This is a genomic window from Methanolobus sp. (genome assembly GCF_016278365.1).
Taxonomy (GTDB): Archaea; Halobacteriota; Methanosarcinia; order Methanosarcinales; family Methanosarcinaceae; genus Methanolobus.
The window spans coordinates 1-25,884 of record NZ_JADQBZ010000002.1 but is presented as its reverse complement, the minus strand read 5'-3'; the positions used below and the strand labels follow the sequence as shown (position 1 = coordinate 25,884).

General features: G+C 46.7%; 37 protein-coding genes and 1 tRNA gene. 35 read left to right on the top strand and 3 right to left on the bottom strand.

What is annotated here, in order from left to right:
- Positions 1-3 precede the first annotated feature (3 nt).
- Complete coding sequence (galU, locus tag QZZ22_RS00215) at positions 4-867, bottom strand: UTP--glucose-1-phosphate uridylyltransferase GalU (RefSeq protein ID WP_292461460.1); 864 nt, start codon at positions 865-867, stop codon at positions 4-6.
- 564 nt (positions 868-1,431) lie between these two features.
- Here galU and rpl3p point away from each other — a divergent pair.
- The 30 genes from rpl3p (at position 1,432) to QZZ22_RS00065 (ending at position 18,083) form a co-directional block, all read left to right on the top strand.
- Entirely contained in the window at positions 1,432-2,445 is a 1,014-nt protein-coding gene (gene rpl3p / locus QZZ22_RS00210; RefSeq protein WP_292461458.1) for a 50S ribosomal protein L3, read from the top strand.
- A 5-nt stretch (positions 2,446-2,450) separates the two neighbouring features.
- On the top strand, positions 2,451-3,212 hold the full coding sequence (rpl4p, locus tag QZZ22_RS00205; protein ID WP_292461456.1) for a 50S ribosomal protein L4: 762 nt from the start codon (positions 2,451-2,453) through the stop codon (positions 3,210-3,212).
- Positions 3,209-3,457: a 50S ribosomal protein L23 gene (locus QZZ22_RS00200; RefSeq protein WP_292461454.1), complete on the top strand. Its 249-nt coding sequence runs from the start codon at positions 3,209-3,211 to the stop codon at positions 3,455-3,457. Before rpl4p ends, QZZ22_RS00200 begins: the two co-directional genes overlap by 4 nt.
- A gap of 11 nt (positions 3,458-3,468) precedes the next feature.
- A complete protein-coding gene (locus QZZ22_RS00195; RefSeq protein ID WP_292461452.1) occupies positions 3,469-4,182 on the top strand; it encodes a 50S ribosomal protein L2 in 714 nt (237 codons plus the stop codon).
- Between the two features lie 15 nt (positions 4,183-4,197).
- Positions 4,198-4,611 carry a 30S ribosomal protein S19 gene (locus tag QZZ22_RS00190; protein WP_292461451.1) on the top strand — a complete coding sequence of 138 codons (414 nt, stop codon included), beginning with the start codon at positions 4,198-4,200 and terminating at the stop codon, positions 4,609-4,611.
- Positions 4,612-4,622: 11 nt separating this feature from the next.
- Positions 4,623-5,078 carry a 50S ribosomal protein L22 gene (locus tag QZZ22_RS00185; RefSeq protein WP_292461449.1) on the top strand — a complete coding sequence of 152 codons (456 nt, stop codon included), beginning with the start codon at positions 4,623-4,625 and terminating at the stop codon, positions 5,076-5,078.
- Positions 5,078-6,025: a 30S ribosomal protein S3 gene (locus QZZ22_RS00180; protein ID WP_292461447.1), complete on the top strand. Its 948-nt coding sequence runs from the start codon at positions 5,078-5,080 to the stop codon at positions 6,023-6,025. Before QZZ22_RS00185 ends, QZZ22_RS00180 begins: the two co-directional genes overlap by 1 nt.
- Complete coding sequence (rpmC, locus tag QZZ22_RS00175; RefSeq protein WP_292461445.1) at positions 6,025-6,228, top strand: 50S ribosomal protein L29; 204 nt, start codon at positions 6,025-6,027, stop codon at positions 6,226-6,228. The genes QZZ22_RS00180 and rpmC overlap by 1 nt, the downstream gene beginning before the upstream one ends.
- Before the next feature lies 1 nt (position 6,229).
- Positions 6,230-6,541 (top strand): ribonuclease P protein component 1, encoded by a 312-nt coding sequence (locus tag QZZ22_RS00170; RefSeq protein WP_292461443.1) that lies wholly within the window; start codon positions 6,230-6,232, stop codon positions 6,539-6,541.
- Between the two features lie 5 nt (positions 6,542-6,546).
- A complete protein-coding gene (locus QZZ22_RS00165) occupies positions 6,547-6,876 on the top strand; it encodes a 30S ribosomal protein S17 (RefSeq protein WP_292461441.1) in 330 nt (109 codons plus the stop codon).
- Positions 6,873-7,271 carry a 50S ribosomal protein L14 gene (locus QZZ22_RS00160; RefSeq protein WP_292461440.1) on the top strand — a complete coding sequence of 133 codons (399 nt, stop codon included), beginning with the start codon at positions 6,873-6,875 and terminating at the stop codon, positions 7,269-7,271. Before QZZ22_RS00165 ends, QZZ22_RS00160 begins: the two co-directional genes overlap by 4 nt.
- A gap of 10 nt (positions 7,272-7,281) precedes the next feature.
- Positions 7,282-7,632, top strand: coding sequence for a 50S ribosomal protein L24 (gene rplX / locus QZZ22_RS00155; RefSeq protein WP_292461438.1), 351 nt, complete (start codon positions 7,282-7,284; stop codon positions 7,630-7,632).
- Between the two features lie 8 nt (positions 7,633-7,640).
- A complete protein-coding gene (locus QZZ22_RS00150; protein WP_292461437.1) occupies positions 7,641-8,351 on the top strand; it encodes a 30S ribosomal protein S4e in 711 nt (236 codons plus the stop codon).
- Between the two features lie 4 nt (positions 8,352-8,355).
- Entirely contained in the window at positions 8,356-8,853 is a 498-nt protein-coding gene (locus tag QZZ22_RS00145; RefSeq protein WP_292462153.1) for a 50S ribosomal protein L5, read from the top strand.
- Positions 8,853-9,005: a 30S ribosomal protein S14 gene (locus QZZ22_RS00140; protein ID WP_292461435.1), complete on the top strand. Its 153-nt coding sequence runs from the start codon at positions 8,853-8,855 to the stop codon at positions 9,003-9,005. Before QZZ22_RS00145 ends, QZZ22_RS00140 begins: the two co-directional genes overlap by 1 nt.
- Positions 9,006-9,015: 10 nt before the next feature.
- On the top strand, positions 9,016-9,408 hold the full coding sequence (locus QZZ22_RS00135) for a 30S ribosomal protein S8 (protein ID WP_292461433.1): 393 nt from the start codon (positions 9,016-9,018) through the stop codon (positions 9,406-9,408).
- Between the two features lie 15 nt (positions 9,409-9,423).
- Positions 9,424-9,957: a 50S ribosomal protein L6 gene (locus QZZ22_RS00130; RefSeq protein ID WP_292461431.1), complete on the top strand. Its 534-nt coding sequence runs from the start codon at positions 9,424-9,426 to the stop codon at positions 9,955-9,957.
- Between the two features lie 9 nt (positions 9,958-9,966).
- Positions 9,967-10,356 (top strand): 50S ribosomal protein L32e, encoded by a 390-nt coding sequence (locus QZZ22_RS00125; RefSeq protein WP_292461429.1) that lies wholly within the window; start codon positions 9,967-9,969, stop codon positions 10,354-10,356.
- Between the two features lies 1 nt (position 10,357).
- A complete protein-coding gene (locus QZZ22_RS00120) occupies positions 10,358-10,816 on the top strand; it encodes a 50S ribosomal protein L19e (protein WP_292461427.1) in 459 nt (152 codons plus the stop codon).
- 47 nt (positions 10,817-10,863) lie between these two features.
- Positions 10,864-11,385, top strand: coding sequence for a 50S ribosomal protein L18 (locus QZZ22_RS00115; RefSeq protein ID WP_292461425.1), 522 nt, complete (start codon positions 10,864-10,866; stop codon positions 11,383-11,385).
- Between the two features lie 8 nt (positions 11,386-11,393).
- Positions 11,394-12,026: a 30S ribosomal protein S5 gene (locus tag QZZ22_RS00110; RefSeq protein WP_292461423.1), complete on the top strand. Its 633-nt coding sequence runs from the start codon at positions 11,394-11,396 to the stop codon at positions 12,024-12,026.
- 1 nt (position 12,027) lies between these two features.
- Entirely contained in the window at positions 12,028-12,489 is a 462-nt protein-coding gene (locus tag QZZ22_RS00105; protein WP_292461422.1) for a 50S ribosomal protein L30, read from the top strand.
- A 6-nt stretch (positions 12,490-12,495) separates the two neighbouring features.
- Positions 12,496-12,933: an uL15 family ribosomal protein gene (locus QZZ22_RS00100; protein ID WP_292461420.1), complete on the top strand. Its 438-nt coding sequence runs from the start codon at positions 12,496-12,498 to the stop codon at positions 12,931-12,933.
- A gap of 132 nt (positions 12,934-13,065) precedes the next feature.
- Positions 13,066-14,541, top strand: a complete 1,476-nt coding sequence (secY, locus tag QZZ22_RS00095; protein ID WP_292461418.1) for a preprotein translocase subunit SecY — start codon at positions 13,066-13,068, stop codon at positions 14,539-14,541.
- 14 nt (positions 14,542-14,555) lie between these two features.
- Positions 14,556-15,206, top strand: coding sequence for an adenylate kinase (locus tag QZZ22_RS00090; protein ID WP_292461416.1), 651 nt, complete (start codon positions 14,556-14,558; stop codon positions 15,204-15,206).
- A gap of 32 nt (positions 15,207-15,238) precedes the next feature.
- Entirely contained in the window at positions 15,239-15,859 is a 621-nt protein-coding gene (locus QZZ22_RS00085; RefSeq protein ID WP_292461414.1) for a DUF106 domain-containing protein, read from the top strand.
- Complete coding sequence (gene cmk / locus QZZ22_RS00080) at positions 15,860-16,387, top strand: (d)CMP kinase (protein ID WP_292461412.1); 528 nt, start codon at positions 15,860-15,862, stop codon at positions 16,385-16,387. It begins immediately after the preceding gene.
- Between the two features lie 19 nt (positions 16,388-16,406).
- On the top strand, positions 16,407-17,447 hold the full coding sequence (locus QZZ22_RS00075) for an RNA-guided pseudouridylation complex pseudouridine synthase subunit Cbf5 (RefSeq protein WP_292461410.1): 1,041 nt from the start codon (positions 16,407-16,409) through the stop codon (positions 17,445-17,447).
- Between the two features lies 1 nt (position 17,448).
- Positions 17,449-17,532: transfer RNA gene (locus QZZ22_RS00070), tRNA-Ser, on the top strand.
- Positions 17,533-17,624: 92 nt separating this feature from the next.
- Positions 17,625-18,083: a GNAT family N-acetyltransferase gene (locus QZZ22_RS00065; protein ID WP_292461408.1), complete on the top strand. Its 459-nt coding sequence runs from the start codon at positions 17,625-17,627 to the stop codon at positions 18,081-18,083.
- Positions 18,084-18,125: 42 nt separating this feature from the next.
- Here the strand turns inward: QZZ22_RS00065 and QZZ22_RS00060 are convergent, their stop codons facing one another.
- Positions 18,126-21,101: a carboxypeptidase-like regulatory domain-containing protein gene (locus QZZ22_RS00060; protein ID WP_292461406.1), complete on the bottom strand. Its 2,976-nt coding sequence runs from the start codon at positions 21,099-21,101 to the stop codon at positions 18,126-18,128.
- A 361-nt stretch (positions 21,102-21,462) separates the two neighbouring features.
- Entirely contained in the window at positions 21,463-21,969 is a 507-nt protein-coding gene (locus QZZ22_RS00055; protein WP_292461404.1) for a PEF-CTERM sorting domain-containing protein, read from the bottom strand.
- Between the two features lie 242 nt (positions 21,970-22,211).
- Between QZZ22_RS00055 and QZZ22_RS00050 the strand changes: the two genes are divergently transcribed.
- From QZZ22_RS00050 to QZZ22_RS00030, 5 genes are all read left to right on the top strand, one after another.
- Positions 22,212-23,321, top strand: a complete 1,110-nt coding sequence (locus tag QZZ22_RS00050; protein ID WP_292461403.1) for an MFS transporter — start codon at positions 22,212-22,214, stop codon at positions 23,319-23,321.
- Between the two features lie 235 nt (positions 23,322-23,556).
- Positions 23,557-24,003, top strand: coding sequence for a 30S ribosomal protein S13 (locus tag QZZ22_RS00045; protein WP_292461401.1), 447 nt, complete (start codon positions 23,557-23,559; stop codon positions 24,001-24,003).
- Between the two features lie 9 nt (positions 24,004-24,012).
- Entirely contained in the window at positions 24,013-24,558 is a 546-nt protein-coding gene (locus QZZ22_RS00040) for a 30S ribosomal protein S4 (RefSeq protein WP_292461399.1), read from the top strand.
- A 15-nt stretch (positions 24,559-24,573) separates the two neighbouring features.
- Positions 24,574-24,957 (top strand): 30S ribosomal protein S11, encoded by a 384-nt coding sequence (locus QZZ22_RS00035; RefSeq protein ID WP_292461397.1) that lies wholly within the window; start codon positions 24,574-24,576, stop codon positions 24,955-24,957.
- 28 nt (positions 24,958-24,985) lie between these two features.
- A complete protein-coding gene (locus tag QZZ22_RS00030) occupies positions 24,986-25,783 on the top strand; it encodes a DNA-directed RNA polymerase subunit D (RefSeq protein WP_292461396.1) in 798 nt (265 codons plus the stop codon).
- The last annotated feature ends 101 nt before the right edge of the window (positions 25,784-25,884 follow it).

The window sequence follows — 25,884 nt, the reverse complement described above, 5'->3', positions numbered from 1 at the left end:
ATTTTAAATGTGTATGCCTGCAAGATGCTCTTTTATCTGCTCTTTCATATCTTCGTTGTTCAGAGCAAAGTCTATAATTGCTTTTACGTATTCGGTCTTGTCTCCGGTATCGTATCTTTTCCCTGTGAACTTGTAGGCATATATCTTCTGTGTATTGTTCAGAAGGCGTATCCCGTCAGTAAGCTGTATCTCATTGCCGACACCTGTTACGGTCTCTTTTATGCAATCAAGTATCTCGGGTGTGAAAACGTATCTGCCAATGGCTCCGATATTTGAGGGTGCATCCTCCGGTCTGGGTTTCTCTACGATGTCTTCAAGGATGTAAAGTGAATCGTCCAGCGGAGTGCCTTTTATTATTCCGTAGTTGCCGGTTTTTTCCAGGGGCACTTCTTCAACTGCCAATGTTGAACGCCCGTATTTGTAGAAATTATCTATCAATTGTTTGGTGCATGGTGTCTTGTTAACTATTATGTCATCGCCCAGCAGTACCGCGAACGGCTCGTCATTTATGTGTTTTCGGGCGGTGAGTATTGCATCACCAAGACCTTTTGGTTCTTTCTGCCGGATATAGTGAAAGTCTACCATGGAAGAAATATCCTGGACGATCTTCAACATATTTTGCTGGTTCTTTTGTTTGAGATGATGCTCAAGTTCAGGTGAATCATCAAAATAGTCTTCAATAGATCTTTTACTTCTGCCTGTTATGAATATGATGTCATCAATTCCCGACGCAATCGCTTCCTCTACTACATAATGTATGACTGGTTTGTCAATTATAGGGAGCATTTCTTTTGGCATGGATTTTGTAACGGGAAGAAATCTTGTTCCAAGTCCCGCTACCGGTATGACGGCTTTTTTAACTTCCATATGTCCACTTTTAATTATTAGTTCATTTTATATGGCTGGACTGTATTACAATATGTCTACTTATAATTATTACATATTACTTTTCTTGATATTTTGTACTATGGAATGAGAAATCTTTTCTGACTTGTCTTGAAAAGTCCATGCTGTGCTATGCAAAGAATTTAAATACTTAATATACGTTTAATGGCCCAACGTTAGATTACAGTGAAGAGTATCTGACAAGATTAAGATTACAGTGCGAAAAAGTCGGATTTAACATGAAGTATCAGGGCCTCTTCAAGAATGCCCGTCGCGCGCAATATAGTGCGCCAAAGTGCAGATGTGTTTAAATCTTTTCGAGATGATCCGGAGTTTGCCCTTTAAGGGTATGCTAAGGTCTTTCAGTAGACAATGGAAGGCAGCAGTCCACTATAAGGATGCGTATCTAAGGTACGTGGAGTTCTTACAGTGGTCAGACTCCCCGTAAGCGGTGGATTCTGGCGAACTTGATGGCTTTTTTGCATTCTGGCTATACAGTAATGTGTTGCCTGATTTAGTATAAAATGTGTAACTAGGAGAATAAGAATGGCAAAAGGACACAGACCAAGACGAGGTTCACTCGCTTACAGTCCTCGCAAAAGAGCAAAAGGCCACATACCGAGGTTCAATTCATGGCCGGAGTCTGCAGGGGAGCCAAAGCTTCAGGACTTCGCAGGCTATAAAGTGGGTATGACCCATGTGATATTGGTGGACGATGTGAAGAACAGCCTCACTGAAGGTATGGAAATCTCCGTGCCTGTCACAGTTGTGGAAACACCTGCAGTTCGTGTTGCTGCAATACGTGCTTACGCCAGTGATAGCTACGGTGGCAAAGCTGTTGCAGAGGCATGGAGTTCAGACCTTGACCCAAGCCTTGGCAAGACTATGCACTTACCGAAGACCTCTAACACTGATGCATCTCTCGAGAAGATTGGCAGCCTGATTGAAAACGGCACTGTTTCTGATATTAAAGTCGTGACTTACACTCTGCCAAAGAGCCTTACCGGTGTTCCGAAGAAGAACTCTGATATCATGGAAACTGCAGTAAGCGGCTCCGATCTCAGGGCAAGGTTCGAATACGCAAAGTCAATACTTGGCAGCGAGATAAAGATAAGTGATGTCTTTAACAACGGCACCTTCATAGATGTGGCAGCTATCACCATCGGTAAAGGTACACAGGGTCCTGTGAAGAGATGGGGTATCGGTATGATGAAAGGCAAGCATTCCCGTCAGGGAAGCCTGAGGCAAATCGGTACTCTTGGTCCCTTCCGTCCGGCTCGCGTTAACTGGAGAGTACCACAGATGGGTCAGATGGGTTATCACCAGAGGACAGATTTTAACAAACGTATCCTTAAAGTCTCAACGAATGGTGAAGAGATCAATCCCGCAGGCGGTTTCATAAACTATGGTCTTGTGAGGGGAGATTATATCCTTATCAAGGGAAGTATTCCCGGACCTTCTAAGAGACTTGTAAGGCTCAGAGATCCTATAAGGGCAAAAGTGTCCGCGATGGGTGAACCACAGCTTCTCCACGTAAGTACACAGTCCCTGCAGGGGTGAAGTGAATGGTTACAGCAAATATTATTGATTTATCTGGTAATATAAAGGGCAATGTGGAACTGCCTGCTATATTCAGTGAAACATACAGGCCCGACCTGATCAAGAGAGCGGTCGTTGCAGCACAGGCAAACAGACTGCAGCCCTATGGTACAAAACTGTACGCAGGTATGCGAACCTCTGCAGTGTCATGGGGTTCAGGCAGGGGTGCTGCACAGATCCCGAGAATAGTCAACGGTAGCCGTGCGGCAAGAGTTCCTCAGGCTGTCGGCGGTAGGAGGGCACACCCACCAAAGACCGAGACCGACAGAACTGAAAAGGTCAACAGGAAAGAAAGGCTTATGGCTATCCGTTCAGCCATTGCATCAACAGCCAATGAGGATCTTGTCAAGGGACGCGGTCACAAGTTCGATGCACAGCTTCCATTGGTCGCTGAAGATGCACTCGAGAACATCGAGAAGACAAAAGAGGTTATCACTTTCCTGCAGGCTGCAGGCATATACACTGATGTTCTCCGTGCAAAGGATGGCAGGAATATCAGGGCAGGCAGAGGAAAGCTTCGTGGCAGAAGATACAAGAACAGGAAGAGTATCCTGATCGTAGCTTCTGGCGATTCAGCGGTTTTCAAGTCTGCAAGGAATCTTGCAGGTGTCGATGTGGTAGCAGTTACCTCTCTGAACGCTGAGACGCTTGCACCCGGAACTCATGCAGGCAGACTTACAGTATGGACTGAGTCTGCAATAGCTGATCTGGAGGGACTATTCCAATGACATCAGTCAAATATCCTTTTATTACAGAAAAGGCAATGATGCTCCTGGAGGACAACAAGCTTCAGTTTATCGTTGATTCCCGTGCAAACAAGAATCAGCTCAAATCCGAGATAATGAAGATGTATGGCTTCCCGGTAGCTTCCGTATGTACTATGAGCACAATGAACGGCCTGAAGAAGGCCATAGTTACTTTCGAAGGCAAAGACGCTGCCCACGAAATAGCTAACCGTATAGGTTTAATGTGAGGTGAACTAGTATGGGTAAGCGACTAATTTCACAGAACAGAGGCCGTGGAGGCCCCACCTACAGGGCTCCATCTCACAGGTATAAAGCTTCAATGAAACACCCCCGTGTAGATGAGAATGATACGGTGTATGGTGTAGTACTTGAGGTAACTCACGATCCAGCCCGCTCTGCACCTGTTGTAAGAGTTTCCTTTGATAACGGTGAAGAGCGTCTGATCATTGCACCAGAGGGTATCGCAGTTGGCGACAAGATCGCGTGCGGTATATCTGCCGAGGTAAAACCAGGCAATATCCTGCCACTGGCAGAGATCCCTGAAGGAATACCTGTATGTAATGTAGAGGGCAAGCCAAATGACGGCGGACAGTTCGCAAGAGCTTCCGGAACTTACGCCACTGTTGTCTCACATGAGCGTGGCAAGACTGTCGTACAGATGCCGTCCGGTGAGATGAAATGGGTGAACCCACGATGCCGTGCAACTATCGGTATCATCGCAGGTGGCGGCAGGGTAGACAGGCCGTTCCTGAAGGCTGGTAAGAAATACCACAAGATGAAATCCAGGGCTGCAAAGTATCCGCGCGTAAGTGGAGTCGCCATGAACGTTATCGATCACCCCTTTGGAGGAGGTAACAGAAAGCATCCGGGAAGACCAACCACGGTCAGCAGGAATGCACCTCCAGGACGTAAGGTCGGGCAGATCGCAGCACGCAGGACAGGAAAGCGTTAACCGGAGGAATAGATCATGGCAAAGAAAACATTATCAAAATTACCAAAACGAAAGGGTGAATATACATACCGTGGCAAGACGGTTGAAGAACTTCGCTCCCTGAGTAGTGAGGAATTCTCTGAATTGCTGCCGGCACGTGAGCGCCGTACGCTTAACAGGGGACTTTCAGAAGGCAAAAAGAACGTTATGCAACAGCTCAAGGACGGTAAGGACAGCTTGCGTACCCACCACAGGGACATCATAATATTCCCTGATATGGTTGGCAAAAATCTCGAAGTGTACAACGGTAAGACTTTTGTGGCATTTGAAGTGCAGCCTGAAATGATCGGACACAGGTTCGGAGAGTTTGCACCAACACGTCCAAAGGTTTCTCACGGAAGTGCAGGTGTCGGGTCAACCCGTTCAAGTAAGTTCGTTCCGTTGAAATAAGGTGATAATGTATGGCAAGAATTGGATATACCGTGGAACTGGAACCGAAAACATCCTCAAGGGCAATGGGTTCGGAGCTTCACATATCACCTAAGAAATCCCGTGAACTCGGGCACGCTATAAAGGGCATGCGCACTGAAGTAGCACAGAGGTATCTCGAAGAAGTAATAGGGCTCAAAAGGGCAGTTCCTTTCAAGAGGCACCACGTGGGTACAGGGCACAGAAAGGGTCCAATGGCAACAGGCAGGTATCCTATAAAGGCTGCAGAAGCTTTTATGAAGATCCTGGAAAATGCCAAGAGCAATGCCGAGTACAAAGGACTGGACTCAAGTAAGATGTATCTCTCACACATTGCCACAAAGCAGGGTCGTGTGATACACGGCATGATGGCCAGGGCCCGTGGACGTGGCAGTCCTAAAAATACGGACACTGTAAATATAGAGATTATTCTGAGTGAGGTGCGGTAATGGCAATAGAGAAGAAGTTTGTCCAGGAAGGCTACGTAAAAGCCTCCATGGATGAATATTTCGCGAAACAGCTCAACAGGGCTGGTTACGGAGGTATGGAGCTCAACCGTACTCCAATGGGTACCCAGATCACCATCTATGCTGAGAAGCCAGGCATGGTCATCGGTAAGGCCGGTAAGGTCATTCGTAAGCTTACCCGTGACATTGACAGAATGTATGACATCGACAATCCTCAGATCGATGCACAGGAAGTCAGAAGACCTGAGCTTAATGCACAGATGATGGCGACACGCCTTGCCTCCTCTATTGAGAGGGGCTGGTACTTCAGGAAAGCCGGTCACAACACGATCAGAGCTATCATGAATGCTGGCGCACTGGGCTGTGAGATCGTTATCTCCGGAAAGCTTACCGGTGCAAGGTCCAGGGTCGAGAAGATCGTTCAGGGTTACATCAAGCACGCCGGGAAACCTGTCGATGATATTGTCGATGAGGGTTTTGCGGTCGCTGTCAAAAAACTCGGTACCCTTGGCTGTAAAGTAAGAATCATCCCACCGGGCGCAGTATTGCCTGACTCTTTCCATCTTAAGGACATCGTAGAAGAGCCCAAAGTTGAAGCAGCAGTTGTCAGCAAAGATACAAAAGCTGGCATTAAGGAGCTTGTTGACGCTGAGGCCAAAGGCGAGGTCGCCGATGAGGAAGAGACCGTTGAGGAAGAAATACCTGCAACTACCGAACCCGTTGCTCCGGCAGAGACCAATGAAGTTTCTGAAAATGAAACTTCTGAGAGCGGTGAAGATGTAGGAAATGCAGCCTCCGATGAAGGGCCAGTGGCACTGGAAGAAGTTGTTAATGAACAACGCAGGCTTACAGATGATGTCTGGCAACACAAGCATGATGGCTATGACTACTGGCACCCCATTGCACGTGTTCATAAGGAGGAGAAGTAATGGCGATTCTTCGATTAAACGAAATAAGGGACATGTCTCCTCAGGAAAGGATGGACGAACTCGATAAGATGAGAGATGAGCTCATTCGTGAACGTGCTCTCTCATCCGCAGGTGGCGCTCCTGATAACCCCGGCAGGATCGGGGAACTCAGGAGGACCATTGCAAGGGTGAAGACTATCCAGAGAGAAATGACGGAGATCTGAAGTGGAAATCACTCCTTCCAAACTAATATTCCATGAATTGATTGGATTATTTGTTGAAGTAGTGGATGCCACAAACCCTTCGCTGATAAGTATCAGCGGTAAAGTGGTTGACGAAACGAAGAATATGATAATTATTCTGACAAAGGCGGACAGCAAGAAACTGGTTCCAAAAGCTGGTACGACCTTTGTGTTTCGGATACCTGCCCGGTTATCGGGCGAACATGCTGTGAAGCATGTAAAAATAGATGGGAACCTTCTGGTCTCACAACCTGAGAACAGGACAAAGAACATAAAAAAAATTCGCATGAGGTAATAATCATGGCAAAAGATATCGGATTGGATGTCCCATCCCCGGAGAAGGAGTGCAATGACGTTAATTGCCCTTTCCATGGACAACTTCCTGTTCGCGGACAGGTCCTCGTAGGGACTGTCGTTAGTAACAAGATGGACAGGACTGTGGTCATCCAGCGCAAGCACGAGATGCTTATCAAGAAATATCAAAGATACGAGAAAAGGCAATCCAAGATCCATGCACACAATCCTGATTGCATTGATGCAAAAGTAGGAGATATTGTGACGATCGCGGAATGCAGGCCGTTAAGTAAGACAAAGTCATATGTTGTCATAAAAGCGGAGGCTCAGGCATGAGGGGTATCAGATCGACTATCCCGCGTGCTTTGAACAAAGGAGCACGTATCGAGTGTGTAGACAATAGCGGCGCACGTGTTGTTGAGATAATAGCTGTTAAAAAATACAGGGGTGTCAAGAACAGATATCCCAAGGCAGGCATTGGCGATATGTGTGTCGTATCCGTAAAGAAGGGTACACCTGAGATGCGTAAGCAGATCCTCCTTGCTGTTATAGTTCGACAGAAGCAGGAATTCCGTCGCCCGGACGGCCTTAGGGTAGCCTTTGAGGACAATGCCGTTGTTATAGTTGATAAGGACGGCGTACCCAAGGGAACCGACTTTAAGGGTCCTGTGGCCAGGGAAGCGGCAGAGAGGTATCCAAAGATCGGAACCACAGCATCCATTGTAGCCTGAGGTGTGAGATATGGTATCAAATCAGCCAAGAAAACAGAGGAAAGCAAGATACAACGCTCCTCAGCATATTAGACAGAAATACATGGGTGCTCTCCTTTCAAAGGAACTGCGTGAGAAATACGGTTGCAGATCAGCAAGCGTTATCGTTGGTGACACCGTAAAGGTCATGCGTGGAGACCACGCCGACACTACGGGAAAGGTAGAAGCAGTCTCCCTGAAGCACGGTACTATCGTGATCGAAGGGGTCAGTGTGTCCAAGGCGGATGGCACTGAAGTTGCAAGACCTGTCTATCCTTCGAATGTAATGATCACATCCCTGGAAATGAAGGATAAACTCAGGGAAGCAGTAATTAGAAAGTAGGTGGTTCTGTGGGCAAACATCAAAAGAGAATATCTGTTCCAAACAGCTGGCAGATATCAAAGAAATCCAATAAGTGGATCACTGCAACAAGGCCTGGTCCACACAACAAGCAGCAAAGTATCCCTCTCGCTGTAGTCCTGAGAGATATGCTGTGTGTAGTTGACAATCGCGCTGAGGCAAAACGTGTGCTCTCAGAAGGCAAAGTACTTGTTGACGGGGTCATCCGCAAGGATCTTAGATTCCCGGTCGGGCTGCTGGATGTAATATCCATGCCTGTTGAAAATGTGGCATACCGCGTACTGCTGGATGGCAAGGGAAGACTTGAACTCCATAAGATCAAGGAATCCACTGACAATAAACTTTGCAGGATCAATGGGAAGACCGTGCTTAAGGGCGGAGTAATCCAGTTGAACCTCAACGATGGTTCAAACATCATCGGATCAAATGACTATAACACTAAGGATTCGATCATCCTCTCACTCCCTGATAAAAAAGTGGTACAACATATCAAGTATCAGGCAGGCAACCTGGCGATGATCGTTGGTGGTAAACACACTGGTTCCATTGGTACTATCAAGGAGATCAATGCAGTCCGCAGTTCCAGGCATAACACTGTATTCATATCAGGTGATTATGACTTTGAGACAATTGAGGACTATGTGGTCGTCATCGGCGAGAAAGAACCTGCTATCAAGCTAGGTGGTGAAGTAGTTGAGTAATGTAATGAGAGCACCCGTAGTTGAGAAGGTCGTTGTTCATATGGGTGTTGGAGAAAGCGGTCAGAACCTTGTGTATGCAGAAGGGATACTTGCAGAGATTACCGGGCAAAAGGTCATCAGGACCTATTCCAAGAGGACCCTGCCAGCTTTCAGTATCAAGAAGAATGAACCAATCGGATGCAAAGTAACTCTCCGTAGTGAAAGAGCTGAAGCGTTCCTCACCACTGCACTTGGGATAATCGAGGGCAAACTCCGTTCAACTCAGTTTGACAAGAACGGGAACGTTGCTTTCGGTATAGAGGAGCACACTGACTTCCCTGGTATGAGGTACGATCCTAATATTGGAATCTTTGGTATGGATATCAATGTGGTCGTCAAGCGTCCGGGTTACAGGATCAGCAAGAGAAAGATTGCAAAAAGCAAGGTTCCAACATCCCACAGAATCACAATGGATGACACGGTCGCCTTCTTTAATGAGAAATATTCCGTGGAGGTCATTTAATGGTTCAGACCACTAAGAAATTCGGACAGGGCGCAAACGAATGCAAGAGATGCGGCAGAAAGCAAGGCTTGGTCAGGAAATATGACATTTTCCTGTGCAGACACTGCTTCCGCGAGATAGCCCACGACATGGGATTCGAGAAATATGCGTGAGGTGAGATAAATGGTATTACTAGATCCACTCGCAGATGCATTATCCACAATAAAGAATGCAGAGGCTATAGGTAAGAACTCCTGTACGATCCAGCCAGCTTCAAAGCTTATTGGAACCGTCCTGAAGGTCATGCAGTCCCGTGGATATGTTGGCGAGTTTGAGTTTATTGAAGATGGTAAGGCAGGAATCTACAAAGTGGAACTTGTTGGCAGAATCAACAAGTGTGGCGCTATCAAGCCACGCTACTCAGTAGGCGCTGCTAATTTTGAAAGATGGGAGAAGCAATATCTTCCTGCAAAGAACTTCGGTGCCTTGATATTGACAACCTCTATAGGTGTAATATCACAGTATGAAGCTCGTGAGAACAATGTAGGCGGACAGCTGCTGGCATATGTGTACTGATGACGGAGGGAAACAATGGCAAAAGAAATTAGAACAGAAATTCCCATTCCTAGTGGTGTGACAGTCACACTCAAGGGAAACGTCCTGTCAGTATCCGGGCCAAAAGGCTCCAATGAGAGATATTTCTGGTATCCGGGCATCAATATCGAGGTTGCTGACTCAATGGTCATAGTTGACACTGACGTGAAAAAGAAGACCCAGAGAGCAATGGTCGGTACTTTTTCCTCACACATCACAAACCTGATCACAGGTGTGACAGAAGGCTTTGAATACCGTATGAAGATCGTCTATGCTCACTTCCCGATGCAGGTGAAGGTAGAAGGCAAGAAGCTCACCATCGGTAATTTCCTCGGTGAGAAAAAAGCCAGGTCTGCTAAGGTTCTTGGTGAGACCAAGATAAAAACAAGTGCTGATGAAGTCATCGTCACAGGTATCAACAAGGAAGACGTTGGCCAGACAGCAGCTAATATCGAACAGGCAACCAAGATCAAGAGATTTGACCCGCGTACATTCCAAGATGGAATATACATAGTGGAGAAGACAGCGTAGGTGATTTGAATGGATGTAAAAACCAAACGCCTTTTTAAGGTAAGAAAGGTTCAGAAGGGTAAGAAACCCGATTTCAAGAGGACCGATTCCCACAAATACAAGCGTCTGGATTCCAACTGGAGACGCCCAAGGGGTCTTCGTGGTAAACAGCGCAGGCACTACAAGGCAAAGGGTGCCCTTGCACAGGTGGGTTATGGAAGCCCTCTAGTAGTCAAGGGACTTCACCCCTCAGGATACGCTGAGGTCCTTGTGAACACAATCACTGACCTGACTACTGTAGACGCATCCTTCCAGGCTGTAAGGATCGCGGCAAAGGTCGGTGGAAGAAAGAAAGCAATCATTCAGGCAAAAGCCCAGGAACTTGGCCTTAAAATCCTGAACCCGACCAGAGGTGAATAAGATGACCGATCTTACAAACCAGAAGAGGATCGCATCACAGGTCCTTGGGTGCGGAGTTCACAGGGTCTGGCTCAATCCGGAAGCAGCAGAAGATATTGCTGTTGCCATTACCAGAGCTGACATACGTGAGCAGATCGGGAACGGCAACATCAAGGCAGAAGCTGTCAAGGGTGTCAGCCGTGGCCGTGCAAGAGCAAGGGATGCCAAACGTAAGTATGGTCACCGCAAAGGGCATGGTAAGAGAAAAGGTAGAAAGGGTGCACGTGCTCCAAGCAAAGAGCAGTGGATGAAGAAGATCCGTGCTCTGAGGCAGAGACTGAAAGATATGCGTGCCGACGGCTCACTGGATAAATCTACTTACTGTAAGGTATACCGCAAGGCAAAAGGTGGAGAATACCGCAGTGTTGCTCACCTGATGGCACACCTGGAGTCCGAGAAGCTAATAAAGCACGGGGAATGATTCATGAGATTAAATACTATATATGTTTCAATTAGGAGAAATTAATCATGGCAACAGGACCCAGATATAAAGTCGCTTTCAGGAGACGAAGGGAAGGACGCACTGATTACCACCTGAGACTCAGGTTACTCCTTTCAAAGGAGAACCGTGTGGTTGTGCGCAAGAGTTCAAAGCACATGCAGGTCCAGCTTGTTGCTCCTACTCCGGAAGGAGATGTAACTCGTTCATCTGCAATCTCAACAGAACTGAAGAAGTATGGATATGACGCATCCACAGGAAACACAACTGCTGCGTACCTTACCGGTCTTCTGTTCGGTTACAGGGCACAGGCCAACGGTTATGAGTATGGTATCCTTGACCTTGGACTGCAGGTGGCATCACCCGGTTCAAGGGTATATGCAACCATGAAGGGCATAGTGGACGCCGGGTTTGAGATTCCTCACGACCCATCCATATTGCCTTCTGATGAGAGGATAAGAGGAGAACACATAGCAGAGTATATGGAAGGATCAAATCTGCCGGAACTGTTTGACGCAGTTAAGGAAAAGATCTCTGCTGACTTCAATTAGGTGATTATATGGCATATCAATATGAAGAAGAATGGGTTCCGCAAACAAGGCTTGGAATACTCGTTCAAGAAGGGCAGATCACTTCCATGGATGAGGCTATCGACTCCGGCCTCCCCATAAGGGAGCCCAAGATCATAGATCTCCTGTTGCCCGAACTCGAAGACGAGGTGCTCGATATTAACATGGTCCAGAGGATGACTGACTCCGGACGCCGTGTGAAGTTCAGAGCAACTGTAATTGTAGGGAACGGCAACGGTTTTGTAGGCCTTGGACAGGGTAAGGATGTCCAGGTCGGTCCAGCTATCAGAAAGGCGATAGACAACGCCAAGATCAACATCATCAGGGTAAGGCGCGGATGCGGCTCATGGGAATGTACATGCGGCCGTGAACATACCGTACCTTCCGAGGTAAAGGGTAAGGCAGGCAGTGTAATAGTTGCACTCAAGCCGGCACCACGTGGTCTTGGACTTGCTGCCGGAGACACTGCAAGGAAAGTGCTTGAGAAAGCAGGTGTCAAAGATGTATGGACAAGAACCGAAGGTACTACCAGAACAACATTGAACTTTGCAAAGGCAACATTCAATGCATTACAGAACACTGGTATTGTAAAGCAGCCTCTCTGTCTGGAAAAGGAGGCCTGAGATGTACGCTTTGGTAAGAGTACGAGGTAATGTGAACGTAAGGGGATCAATTGAAGATACCCTTAAGATGCTTCGCCTTCACAGGGTGAACCATTGTGTACTCCTCAACGACAGCCCGCAGAACTTGGGCATGATCCAGAAGGTCAAGGACTATGTGGCCTATGGTATCATCGATGCGGACGCGCTGACAGAGATGCTCAATAACCGTGGAATGCTCCAAGGTGGCGAAAAGCTCACCAACGAGTATGTGGCAGCAAATACCAAGTTTGCCAACATCGAAGCTTTTGCGCAGGCCGTATGTGATGGCAGCGCAACTATCAAAGATGTTCCAAAGCTCAAGCCGGTATTCAGGCTGCATCCTCCAAGAAAAGGGCACGCTGGCATAAAGAGGACTGTACAGCAGGGCGGCGTTCTTGGTAACCATGGTGAAGATATCAACCAGTTATTGAAGAAGATGAGGTGATCCGGGATGGTAAAAGGTAACACTAAGAAGTTCAGGGGATCACGCAGCTGCGGTGGAGGCACCGGTAAGAATAGGCGTGGTGCAGGAAACCGTGGTGGAAGAGGCAAATGTGGTGGAAACGCCCATCATCATACCCGTGCAATGCAGCGTGGTTACAACCTTGGTTTGCAAAAGGGGTTTGTCCGTCCTTTCAAGACACTGCATGACACCTCCATTGTCAATGTAGGTGAACTCGATGAACTGGCAGATCAGCTTGTAGAAGATGGTTTTGCTGAACTCAAGGATGGAGTTTACCACATAGATCTTGATGATCTTTACATTGAGAAAGTACTCGGTACTGGCAGGATATCAAAGAAACTGGCCATTACTGCATGTGAATTCTCAGCGACAGCAAAGACCAAGATCGAGAATGCAGGTGGTTCCTGCACAGAACCTGAAGAGTAATGCCTCTCTGGCATTACTTATTTATTCATTGTTCTATATCGCAAAGAAAGCGTATATTTATTAATATTTAAGATTATTTAGCCATACCCGTTTAAACCAATAGTATGGATTTCCCAGTCAAGGGTGGAATTAATGAGTCTTAAGGAAAGTTTAAAACCAATTTTTAATAAACTACCTGCGGTTGCAAGTCCCGAAGGGCACGTGCATTTCAAAAACAAGTTGATGTGGACACTTGGGATACTTGTGCTTTACTTCGTACTTGCTAATGTCCCGCTGTTTGGATTGTCACCGGATTCGATAGACCTTTTCGAATCTTATCGAGCATTCTTTGCAGGAGCTTCCGGATCATTGATGCTCCTTGGTATAGGGCCAATAGTCACCGCATCCATCGTCCTTCAGTTGCTGGTCGGAGCCGACGTAATAAAGCTTGATATGTCCAATCCGGAGGATCAGGCATTCTTCCAGGGTGCACAAAAAGCGCTGGTTTTCGTAATGATAGTCCTTGAGGCTCTTCCACAGATAATTGGTGGATTTGTAATGCCCGATGAGACTATTGCAGCTGCTCTTGGTGTCGGTGTCGGAGCTATTACATTGATCCTGTTCCTTCAGATATGCATAGGCGGTGTGCTGATCCTGTTCATGGATGAGGTCGTTTCCAAATGGGGAATTGGCTCAGGCGTAGGCCTGTTCATCGTGGCTGGCGTTTCGCAGCAGATAGTTACCGGTCTATTCAGTTGGGTAAGTGATTCCACAGGTTTACCTGCAGGTTTCTTCCCTAAATGGATCTACATTATTCAAAATGTAGGCGCTGACTATCTCTTCACAGGTGATGGTATAATGTTCATGTTGATCAGGGGAGGAATACTTGCCCTTCTGAGCACGATCGTTATCTTCCTGCTTGTAGTATATGTTGAAAGTACCCGTATCGAAATTCCTCTGGCTCACAGTGCCGTGAGAGGAGCAAGAGGAAAGTTCCCGGTAAAACTCATCTATGCATCAGTCCTTCCAATGATCCTTGTAAGGGCATTGCAGGCCAATCTCCAATTGATAGGGCTCCTGCTCAGCAGTAGGGGAATCACTATTTTGGGTGAGTTCCAGGGTTCGACACCAATCAACGGATTAATGTATTACCTGGCACCGATCAACAGTCCTTATGACTGGATACCGTCTCTTGTAAGGGAGTCATTTACCAGTTTAGGCGCTGTTGCTCCCGCAACATGGCAGATTGCATTACATGTGCTGGTCGACGCAGTATTCCTGATAGGTGGAGGTATCATATTCGCTCTGTTCTGGATCGAAACAACCGGGATGGGTGCAAAACCTACTGCAAAGAAGATCTTTAACTCGGGTATGCAGATACCTGGTTTCAGAAGGAACATCGGCAGCATCGAAAAAGTAATGATTCGTTACATTCCGAAGGTCACTGTCATCGGTGGTGCTTTCATAGGTCTTCTGACTCTTGTTGCAAGCCTGATGGGTACTCTTGGGGGTGCAGGAGGTACAGGGCTTTTGCTTGCAGTCAGTATCGTCTACCGTCTCTATGAGGATATAGCGTCCGAGCAGATGATGGAAATGCATCCGATGGTGAGGTCCTTCTTCGGACAATAAATCAGGTGTTGAGTATGAACGTAGTATTATTCGGTCCGCCGGGTGCTGGAAAAGGCACCCAGGCCAAAGAACTGATAAAGAAATACAACATTCCCCACATCTCTACGGGAGACATTCTCCGGGCAAATGTCCGCGATGGGACCGAACTTGGTAAGGAAGCAAAGGGGTACATGGACCGGGGCGAGCTTGTCCCGGACAGTGTGCTCATTGGCCTTATCAGGAACAGGCTAAATGAAGACGATTGTGAGGACGGCTATCTTCTTGATGGCTATCCACGAACCATCCCACAGGCAGATGCTCTTGATGGAATACTCCGGGAGATTGGCAAACCTCTGGACGTTGTAATTAATATCGATGTTTCAGATGACAAACTTGTGGAGAGGTTGAGCGGCCGCAGGACCTGTCCTAATTGCGGTGAAAGTTATCACGTTGTATTCAATTCTCCTGAAAAGCAGGGTATATGCAATGTATGCGGTTCTCAGCTTTACCAGAGGGACGATGACCGGGAAGAAGTTATCAGGCAGAGGCTCACTGTCTATAACCAAAAAACGAAGCCACTGATCGATTATTATGACAAGGCAGGTATTCTTGTGAATATCGATGGAAGTAATAATGTCGATAAAGTATTCCAGGCGGTTTCCGGGGTAATGGACAAGTACAAATAACTGATTTAATAGAGATAAGGTGATGATAATCCATGGCAACTGCCAACTATAAGAAACAGTTTGAGCGAGCGCTGCTTGCTCTGGGCATTTCCCTGATGATTGGCATTGTGGTCTTGGGACAGGATTTCAGGGATTCACTGGGAAGGTCAGTTGGATTCTTCATGGATCCCATGGTCACTCTTCTGGGGGACAGCAATTTTCATATTGTACTGTTCATAATGGCAGCCATAACTGCTCTTTACGCAACGCTTATCCAAAAGTACACAATGGACTGGGATCTTATGCGCAATGTCCAGGAGAAAATGCGCGTGTTCCAGAAAGAATTCAGAGAGGCCCAGCTCTCTAACAATACTGCCCTGATGAAGAAGATGGAGACCCAGCGCTCTGAAATGATGACTCAGCAACTGGAAATGTCAAAACAGCAGTTCAAACCGATGGCATATATCAGTATAATCTCTCTGCCGTTGTTCATGTGGGCTTACTTTTACATTAACAGCCATGAAGCTGCAACTATGGTTTTCCCTTTCTGGGGTGAGCATATATTGACAAATGGAGTACTTGGTCCTTTCCAGTACTGGATATTCTGGTACTTCATAGCGTCCCTGGCAGTAAGCCAGTTAATGAGAAAAGCGCTGGATGTCGGTGGAATTTAATTGCTGCTGACAATCAGCGGTCTTCCGGGCAGTGGTACTACCACTGTTTCCCGTATACTTTCCCAGAGACATGGACTTGAGATGATATCTGCAGGTGAGGTTTTCCGTTCTCTTGCGAAGGAGTATGGTATGACTCTTTCCGAGTTTGGAGAACTGGCTGAATCGGATGATTCCATAGATCTCCAGATAGACGAGCGCCAGAAGGAAATTGCCAGTACGAGGGATAATATAATCCTCGAAGGAAGGCTTGCAGGCCATATGGCAACGCACGATCTGAAGGTATGGATAAAAGCCCCTGTAGAAGTAAGGGTCCAGCGTGTAGTGGCGCGAGAATGTGGTTCTTTTGAAGAGAAGCTTGAGGAAACGAGGGAACGTGAAGCCTCAGAAGCTATCCGTTACAAAGGCATATACAGTATTGACATAGGTGATCTCTCAGTCTATGACCTGGTCATCGATTCCACGAAATGGGACCAGTTCCAGGTTGCAGATATTATCTCCTGTGCGATAAAACGCTTTTCTGAACAATAGTTTTCCGGCAGGTTATGATATGAAATCTGATGAAATGATATTTGATGGCGTGAGGTGTGCTGGGATGCTACCCTCAGAGTATCCACGGGAACTGGTTCAAAGGGTACAGGCAACAACCAATCCTTCATATGGATGTACGCCTGCCGAACGTCCTATTCGGGAATATGTGGAAATGGGTGTGGTGAACCTTGATAAGCTGCAAGGTCCTACAAGCCATGAAGTGACTGCATGGGTCAAGGATATACTTGAGCTGCGCCGCGCTGGACATTCGGGTTCCCTGGACCCCGGTGTCACCGGGGTTCAGCCAATAATGCTTGAAAAAGCTACAAAGGTGGTCTCAGCCTTGCGCCTGTCAGGCAAGGAATATATCTGCCACATGCGCCTTCATGAGCAGGCTCCGGAAAAGGATGTGCGCAACGTATGCAGTGAGTTCGTAGGCCCTCTATTCCAGATGCCTCCCGTGATATCTGCCGTGAAGCGTGAACTGAGAATTAGAATGATCTATTATCTCGAAGTACTTGAGGTAAAAGACAAGTCCGTACTTATGAGAGTTGGCTGCGAAGCGGGCACATATATGCGTAAATTGTGCCATGACATCGGTATGGCCCTTGGCACCGGCGCTCACATGCAGCAATTGCGCAGGACCAAAACAGGCCCTTTCAGGGAGGATACCCTTGTGAATCTTCATGAACTGAAGGATGCTTATGTATTCTGGAAAGAGGACGGCGATGAATCATGTCTTCGCAGGGTGGTCAGACCCCTTGAAGAAGGTCTTGCCCACTTGCCAAGGATTATCGTTCGGGATAGCGCCATTGATGCAGTATGTCAGGGCGCCGCACTTGCTGTGCCAGGGATAGTCAGCCTTGAAAAAAGCATCCGGAGAGATGATCAGGTATGCATCTTCAGCCTGAAAGGTGAGGCAGTGTCCCTGTCCAGAGCGCTCATGGACACTGAGGAAATGCTCAGTTCGGAGCATGGTCTTGCTGCATTGACCGAAAGAGTAATAATGGTTGCTGGCACTTATCCGCAAGGCTGGAAGAGCAAACCACGCGAAACATAATGCCGAGGTAGTCTAGTGGTAGGGCGCAAGCCTGGAAAGCTTGTGGGGCATCCGCCCCTCGGGAGTTCGAATCTCCCCCTCGGCGCTTTTTTAAAAAATCAGTTACTGAGCCAGACTCAATCCTGATGTGATCATACAGCGATTACTTTTATCTGTTTTTATTTCTTTGTTAAAGGTATGGTTGCTGAAAATGAATCCTCCGTGGAGTTATCATGCATCACTTTTAGTGATTGCTTGCGGGAAGTGAACTGGGAGGAAGCTTCGACAGTATTTGAGCTTGCTCCTCTCGGAAGGCAGAAACGTGAACCGGAAAAACTGAAGCGCGCTTTTGAGGCAAGTTATGCTGTTATAGTTGTGTATGATTCCGGAAAACTGGTTGATATGGGCCGTGCCCTCTGCGATGGTGAATATCAGGCTGCTATATATGATATGGTGGTGCTCCCGGAGTATCAGGGAAAAGGCATCGGAAAAGAGATGATTTCCAGAATATTTAAAAAACTGCCTGTCGAAAACATAATCCTGTATTCAGTCCCGGGTCGTGAGGGTTTTTACATGAAATGCGGCTTCAGAAAAATGCGTACTGCAATGGCGAAATTGAATCCATTTATGTCTGACCAGGACAGCGGTTATCTGTAATTGCCAGAAGCTGCACTAGAAAAAACAGTGAAGGTTAAACCTTCACTTATCCTTCTTCTCTTTCATGCCCTCTACTTTTTCCTTGACATCCTCCTGTGCCTTTTTTAGATGAGGCTTGGTCTGTTCGTAAGCTACCTTGCTCTGACGGGCAAACTCTTTTGCCCCCTTTGAGGTCAGCTCGGCAGCCTTCCTGCTTCCTTCTTTAATCGCAGGGAGCCCTTTTTCGTTGAACTCTTTAACTCCTCTTCTCGAAATCTCTCCGACTCTTGAATTCTTTTTTCCGAGCACAATGAGCCCCACCCCCAGTATTGGGAACCACAGCCACATTAGGGGGAACTTCCTGTCAGTGTCGTTGTGGTCTGTCCCGTCGGCTATCTTCAGGTCGAATTCCTCTCCAAGGTCGCCCTCATAGGCATAGACAGGGTCCGTATCCTTGTAAGTCTCATAAGGCATATCACCCACAACACCGGTCTTGTTCAGGGAGAACTTGTGGCTGTCAAAATACTTTCCGGGCTGTTCCAGCCGGCTGTTCAGCTCCTGGTTGCTTATAGTATAGTCTTCCTTTGCGGCATATTCAACAGAATAAGGGATGATACTGATATCCGCATACACATTTCCGGGCAGGGGTTGCACGTACAGCAGACCGTCCCTGAGATCCACGACATACTCGTAGTCATCCCCTCTTCCCGGTTTGGTATAGTGTACTTTGACAAGGTACTGTTTTAATTCCTTGTCGCTGACCTTGAGGTAGGCGCCATCCAGCCTCACTGCAGTACTCCTGTTGATCCTATCATAGTTTGCAGCCCGCCCGACAATCATGCCCTTCCTGTACTGTATCTCGTTTGTGGAGTTCAGGCAACCAAGGTCAAAGAAATACTCTCCGGTATTGTATGCATTATTGCTATTGGCATCTATGAAGCCTTCAAACGAATCCCTCTTGCCATTACCTTCAGTGATATCTGCAAAGAAACCATGCTCAATGAAGAGCTTGTCGATGTCGGCAGCCTTGCTGGGATTGGCCTGTTGGAATGCCAGGTAATAATCGTAGAAGTCATTCCTCTGGACCTTGAGCACTGACCAGATGTTCTCCAGGGACATGGTAATGGTATCTCCTTCCTCGTTGTTGCTGTCGTAAAGGTCCCAGAGCAGCGAAGCAACAGCGAATTCTTCCAGATCTCCCTGCCTATCCCAGGGCCGGTAGTTGTTTTCTAGGCTTCCGAAAGATGCATAGGCAGCCGGTTTTGTGACACCGTCCGCAGGGTTGGAATCGCCATACTTGTCAGATATTGCCAGTGCTATGAACTCAGCAAACCCTTCTTCATAAGAGTCTCCTGTATTGGGGTTAAGGAAACCGTTGTGGTTGACAGTGCCGGATACCTTGCTTCCATGTGTCCAGTCTCCATAGGTGGCATACATCAGGTGGTGAGCAAACTCATGGTACTCACGGTTTTTCGGCCTGTTGGAGTTTGAATATCCTGCATCATTCCTGGAAATAAGTATCCGTGCATCGGAGGGTGAGTAGAGTGTCTTATCCGCAGTATTGCCAACAAGCACTTTCACAGGAAGTTTGTAGTCCACGTCTGTTTTTAATTCCACAAGGCAGAAATCCACTGACTCGTGCATATGGGCATATATAACGGAAAGGCTTTTGAGGTCTGAAAGCTGTCCTGTACTACTGCCAGCTTTATTGTCCCATGCCCCGTTAAGCCTTATGTTAGCCTCAATGTCCTGATGGTCCACCAACCTGAACTCTTTATAATAGAACACGTTTTTGTATGTGCTGCCGCTCAAGTCATATACAATGAAATAGTTCTTTCCATCCCTCTCATAAATGAAGTCAACCCATAATTCTACTTTGACATCATCCTCTTTATCTTTTAACTCTATTGTGAGCGGTATCCTGAAGTCTCCATTCTTGTCCGTACTCCCTTTGAATACCTCCTCTTTCACCTTAACTGTCAGTTGAGCATACGGCATAGGATTTCCATCAGCATCTACAACGTAACCGTAAATTGAAACACTCTTCTTTCCGGAGACCGGCAGGTTTGTTTCAAGAATGGATGGATGTGCACCACTTCCCATCGATATGGGCGTATATTTCTGGCTCATAACTATTCTGTGGCACTCTTCCTCAAATTCACTAACAGCGTCCTCTATCTCGGACTCTTTGACTTTCATTCTTTGTATGAAGTTGCCGTGATATAGGAGAAAATCATTGATTAGCACTGCATAGGTGTAGCTTATGGAGATGTCATATACATCGTATAGCTCAAAAGTGGCAGGATCTTTATGTGTGACCTTACTCCTTGGAGACCATGTCAATGAGTAATAGCCTATTGATGCTCCTTCCTGTCCGAAGGTGCCATAACTATAACTGGACACTTTAGTATTTTCCGGGGGGTTGTTCAAATCTTCTGTACTGAAATAGTTGTCAACCAGATACCCATCATACGTAAAGTAGCTCGTCCCCCTGCTAAAATCTCCTCGGTACAAACTGGTCCTTGCATAATAATCACTGTCAACATACCTGAATACAGGGGTGAAAATGACCTTGTCCCAGTAGTCGGTCTCAAACCTGCTGGTCTCTGTATCCGGGAAATCTGGAGTCTCGACAGAGAAGCTCACGGGAGATGCGTACACCTTCTTTGAGACTTTGACCAGGTAGTCAGGATACGAGGGCTGCCAGTCAGGATATTTCTCCTGTATTTCTCCGGTGTTGCCAAAGAATTGGAATGTCAGGGTAGACTCCTCATCTCCTTCCTGGAAACCTGAGAACTTGACAGCATCAAATACTATCCTTTCCTGTCCGGCGTATTCTATCTGTGAGGGATTATTTATGTCCCCCTCCATCTTTAGCTGGATCCTTCCGCCGTTCCTCGTTATATCTATAGTTTGTGTCAGTTCCCTTACCAGCGGGTCATCGATGATAAGGACCACTTTGAACATCTCTCCTGATGCTACATTGTCCGGCATCTCTATCCTGACGCTATCCTGCGCGGATGCAGGTGTCAGAGCCATTGTTACCAACAAGATTGCAAGGAGGGATAAGTGTGATTTACTATATTTCTTGTTTTTATTCATTTTTTCGCCACATGCTATTATTATATGATAATTTGTATTATTATCACTTCCATTATAAATGAAGTTTGGGCTAGCCATTTAGTACTCCTATAAAAGTGTTCTTCAAAAAATGGACTGCGAAACAATTTAAAAACCAAGTCGATGCATATTGATAGCTCTACTTTAATCGCTTGATGCAGCCTAAGAACCAGTCGGTGTCATGATTTTCTTGAGTAGAGGCAAAGACACTCTGTTCAAACATAGATACTATCGTTATTAAGAATGCTTAAAGTAAAAAAAGAAAAGAATAAGTTTATACTTATTCTTCCTTGCGGCGCTGCATGAAGAATGCAAGGCCAAGGATTGCTGCTACCGGGAGCGCAATGGTTGGGAACTCTGGTATCTCGAAGTTCCTTGCTGCTGAGCCTACATCAAGGGTGTTGGTGTCTTCTCCTGCAGTAATAGTCACTCTCCATTTACCAGTTGCAGATGCGTTTTCGTTGAGTGTGAGCTCAATTACACCCACATCGGTATAAGGGTCATTCTCTCCCGGCTCGAAGTTGTCCTTCAGCATATTAACTGTCATGTCGGAAGTGTCTGCTCCCGTTCCTGTAAGCGCCTGGACGTTATACAAATATGACATTACCTGTCCTGGTGAAGCAAAATATGCACCATGATAACTAAGTACCAGTGTTTGCCCCGGCTGGATCACAACAGGGTTTGTCACAGCTGTAGTTCCTGCAGCATTCCATATGGATGCATCGAATGCTGATGCGTTTCCAATTAGCATAGCTAAAGCTAGCAATATAATTATTAATCTCTTCATATGTACCCCCTTTCGCAATTTCCTGCGAAATATGTGTCTTTATTGGGATTTACCCGGATTATTAAAGGTTATTCGCATATTTAAGCTTATTAAAGGCGTTATACAACCATTAAGGGCTAATAATGCCTGTTTACTATCGGTGGATTTTTTAATTAATCATCTAGCCGTAACCACGCCAACTCTCTCGAAATTATGCATAAACAGGTTGAAATAGACAAACATGATTATGGTCCGATTGTACGATGCGAATAAACACGATCCAGCTTTTAACAAACACTTCGCACACGATGTCCAATGTATTTGTTCCTATCTTTGCAGCTTCTCTTGGAGCTTCTTTTTTTGAGATAGGCCTGATAAGTGCCTTGTTTGGTCTGGCCTCTTTTGTGTCTTCATTTATATTCGGGAAGGCTGCGGATATTAATCGTCTGCGCCCTATAGTTCTGATCGGCCTGGTGGTCTCCGGGGTAGCATTCTTCCTGCAAGTGTTCGCATACGATGCCCTTTCTCTGGCGCTTTCCAGGGCGCTTGTGGGTTTTTGCATGAGCATATACCCGGCTGCTCTTACGGTGTACATCTATTATCAGAAAGGAAGTATTGGGAAATTTACTTCCTTTGGTTCACTGGGGTGGATGATAGGCTATCTGCTTGCAGCCGTGATCGAGGATGTCCATTTCCTGTTCATACTCTCATCGGTATTTTATTTCGTAGCTTTCCTGAATGCCTTGAAACTAAAGGATATCGAAAAACCTTCTATGAATATCAGTTATTTTTCAGTTGACACATTCTCCCGCAATATTGGCGTGTACCTTTCTATATTTGTCAGGCATACGGGCGCTGTTGCTGTCTGGACCATGCTACCTCTTTATTTGCTTCATCTGGGTGCCAATAATTTCTGGATCGGTATTATCTACGCTATAAATCCCCTTGTACAGTTCATTGTTATGCGCAGGATGGATGGACTTGACAATGAATGGCTTGTTAAGTGGGGATGCATCACATCCGGGCTGGCTTTTACTTGCTATCTGCTTGCTCCCAGTTTCATCTATGTGGTTCCCGGCATGATCTGCGTGGCATTTGGGTGGTCTTTTCTCTATGTGGGCGGTAATCAGCTACTTGTGAGCCGCAATGCTGAAAAGGCCACAGCCACCGGCATTCTCAATTCAGTGATTGCTGCAGCCAGCATCGTGGGGTCGGTAGCAGGCGGGATAATGCTTCAACAATTCGGGTATAAGGAAACCCTGATTTTCGGGATTGTATGCTCTTTGCTGGGTATGGCTTTTTTCAAGGTCCGGGACAGCTCATCCCTGGCGACCTCTGATAAGCAGCAGGCGGTTAATTCCCTGGCGGACTAAACCATTACTGCACTATTGGCCTGCTACTCTGGGGAAAGTATTTATGTAATAATACTGTAGTGAACTTCGCTTAAACTACTATTTTGTGTTGCATAATGCGTTAAATACAAAAGATAGTATATACGGCCGAGTCATGTTCTATTATTTAGAATAACATTACCCGCATTGCCGGGTGTGCCGGGGTTTCTGTGCTCCGGGGCTACGGGATGCATTGCATCCTTAAGGAGGAAATTAAATGGCAGATGAAGAAATAAGACATTTAGTCCGTATCATGAACACTGACCTTAAAGGAAGTCAGTCCGTAATGTACGCGCTGACTGGTATCCGTGGTATAGGATTAAGGACCGCAAGGATTATCGTAGACGATACCGGTATTGACCCCAAGGGAGTTATTGGTTACCTTCCAGATGAGGATGTTGCAAAGTTAGACGCAGCTGTTGGGGACTTTGAGAAGAATCTACCTACCTGGATGCTTAACAGACGCCAGGATCCCCTGACCGGAGAAGACAAGCACCTGCTCGGGCAGGACATACTCCTTACCTTCAGAGAAGACATAAACAACCTGAAGAAGGTCAGAGCCTATCGTGGTCTCAGGCATGAGAGGGGTCTCAAGGTAAGAGGTCAGAGAACAAAATCCACCGGAAGGCGTGGTTCCACCATTGGTGTGAGCAAGAAGAGATAAGGTGATTTTATGGGATATCCGGGTAAAAAGAGAAAGAGCTACGATACTCCGAAACATCCATGGCAGGCAGCCAGGATGGCAAGCGAACTTGAGCTTGTTAAAAAGTACGGTCTTCGTAATAAGAAAGAACTCTGGAAGGCACACAGTGTCCTCAGAAGATACAGGGCGGACGCCCGCAGGCTTCTGGCAGAAGGTGAACTTTCAGGTCACAACAAGACTGAAGCTGATCAGATCCTGGCAAGGCTAATACGCTTTTCTATGCTGAGCACCGAGTCTAATATTGATGATATTCTTGGCCTGCAGACCAATTCCATCCTTGAGCGCAGGTTGCAGACTCAGGTACACAGGCTTGGTCTTGCACGCAGTCCCAGACAGGCAAGGCAGTTCATCACTCATGGACATATCGCGATCAATGGTAAAAGGGTAACTATCCCTAGTATGCTTATATCCAAAGAGGAAGAGATGCTCATTGACTACTACGGCAGCTCTCCGCTGACCAGTGAAATGCATCCGGAAAGGCCGGCCCAGGTAGCATCTAATGTCGCAGGGGCATGAAAGGAGGAATAAGACATGGCTACAAACGGAATATGGGGCATAGCTCACATAAAATGCTCATTCAATAACACTATTATCACTGTGACTGATATTACAGGCGCTGAAACACTGGCTAAATCCTCCGGTGGCATGGTTGTAAAGGCAGCACGTGATGAGAGTTCACCATACACTGCTATGCAGATGGCAAGCCAGCTGGCGGACCTTCTCAGGGATAAGGGTATCGAGGGTATCCACATCAAGGTACGTGCTCCTGGTGGCAACAAGCAGAGAAGCCCGGGACCCGGAGCGCAGGCTGCTATCAGGTCCTTTGCAAGAGCAGGGATCAAGATTGGCAGAATACAGGATGTAACTCCTGTACCACACGACGGAACCCGTCCAAAGGGTGGAAGAAGGGTATAATTGTATATAATCTAATGGATATGGACTCATGACAATGGAAGTAGACATACTGGAGATGTCAGAGAGGTCTGCAAAGTTCGTATTGTCCGATGTGAGCGCAGCTTTTGCAAACGGTATACGGAGAGCGGCGCTCTCTGACGTACCGACACTTGCAATAACCTATGTGAACATTTACAACAATACATCTGTCCTTTTTGATGAACAGCTTGGATTAAGGCTTGCCCTCATTCCTTTAGCCGCAAACATTGAAGAGTTCGTACCTGTTGAAGAGTGCATATGTGGTGGTTCGGAGTGTCCTGCTTGCAGGGTCTCTCTCACACTTAGTGCCGAAGGCCCGAAAATGGTCCATTCAGGTGACTTCGTTTCATCTGATGAAACTGTACAGCCAGCCGAGACCAACATTCCAATCATTGAACTGAAGGAAGGCCAGAAAGTTGTGCTTGAAGCCATAGCCCACATGGGCTATGGTAACCAGCATGCTCGGTGGCAGGCAGGCGTTGCCTGTGGGTACAAGAACATGCCTCTGGTCACATTCAACAAATGCGATAGTTGCGGTGCCTGTATAGAGGAATGTCCTCAGGGTATCATCAAAATGGGGCCAGAAGGGGCAGGGATCTCCGAGGATGACATTCTCAAATGCATACTCTGCAAACTCTGTCAGGGGATTTGTGAAATTGACGCAATTACTGTTTCTCAGGATGAACGTGCGTTTGTTTTCACTATGGAATCAGATGGTTCCTATACGATCCAACAGTTAATTATAAATGCAGGGAAGAGCATTAAGGACAAAGCCACCCGGATGGGGCAAATTCTAGAGTCCCTGTGATCCGGTCAGGAGATATATCTCCTGGAAATTTATTTCATTTGCACTCGTGCGGGGGTTGCCCAGCCAGGCCAAAGGCGCTAGGTTGAGGGCCTAGTCTCGTA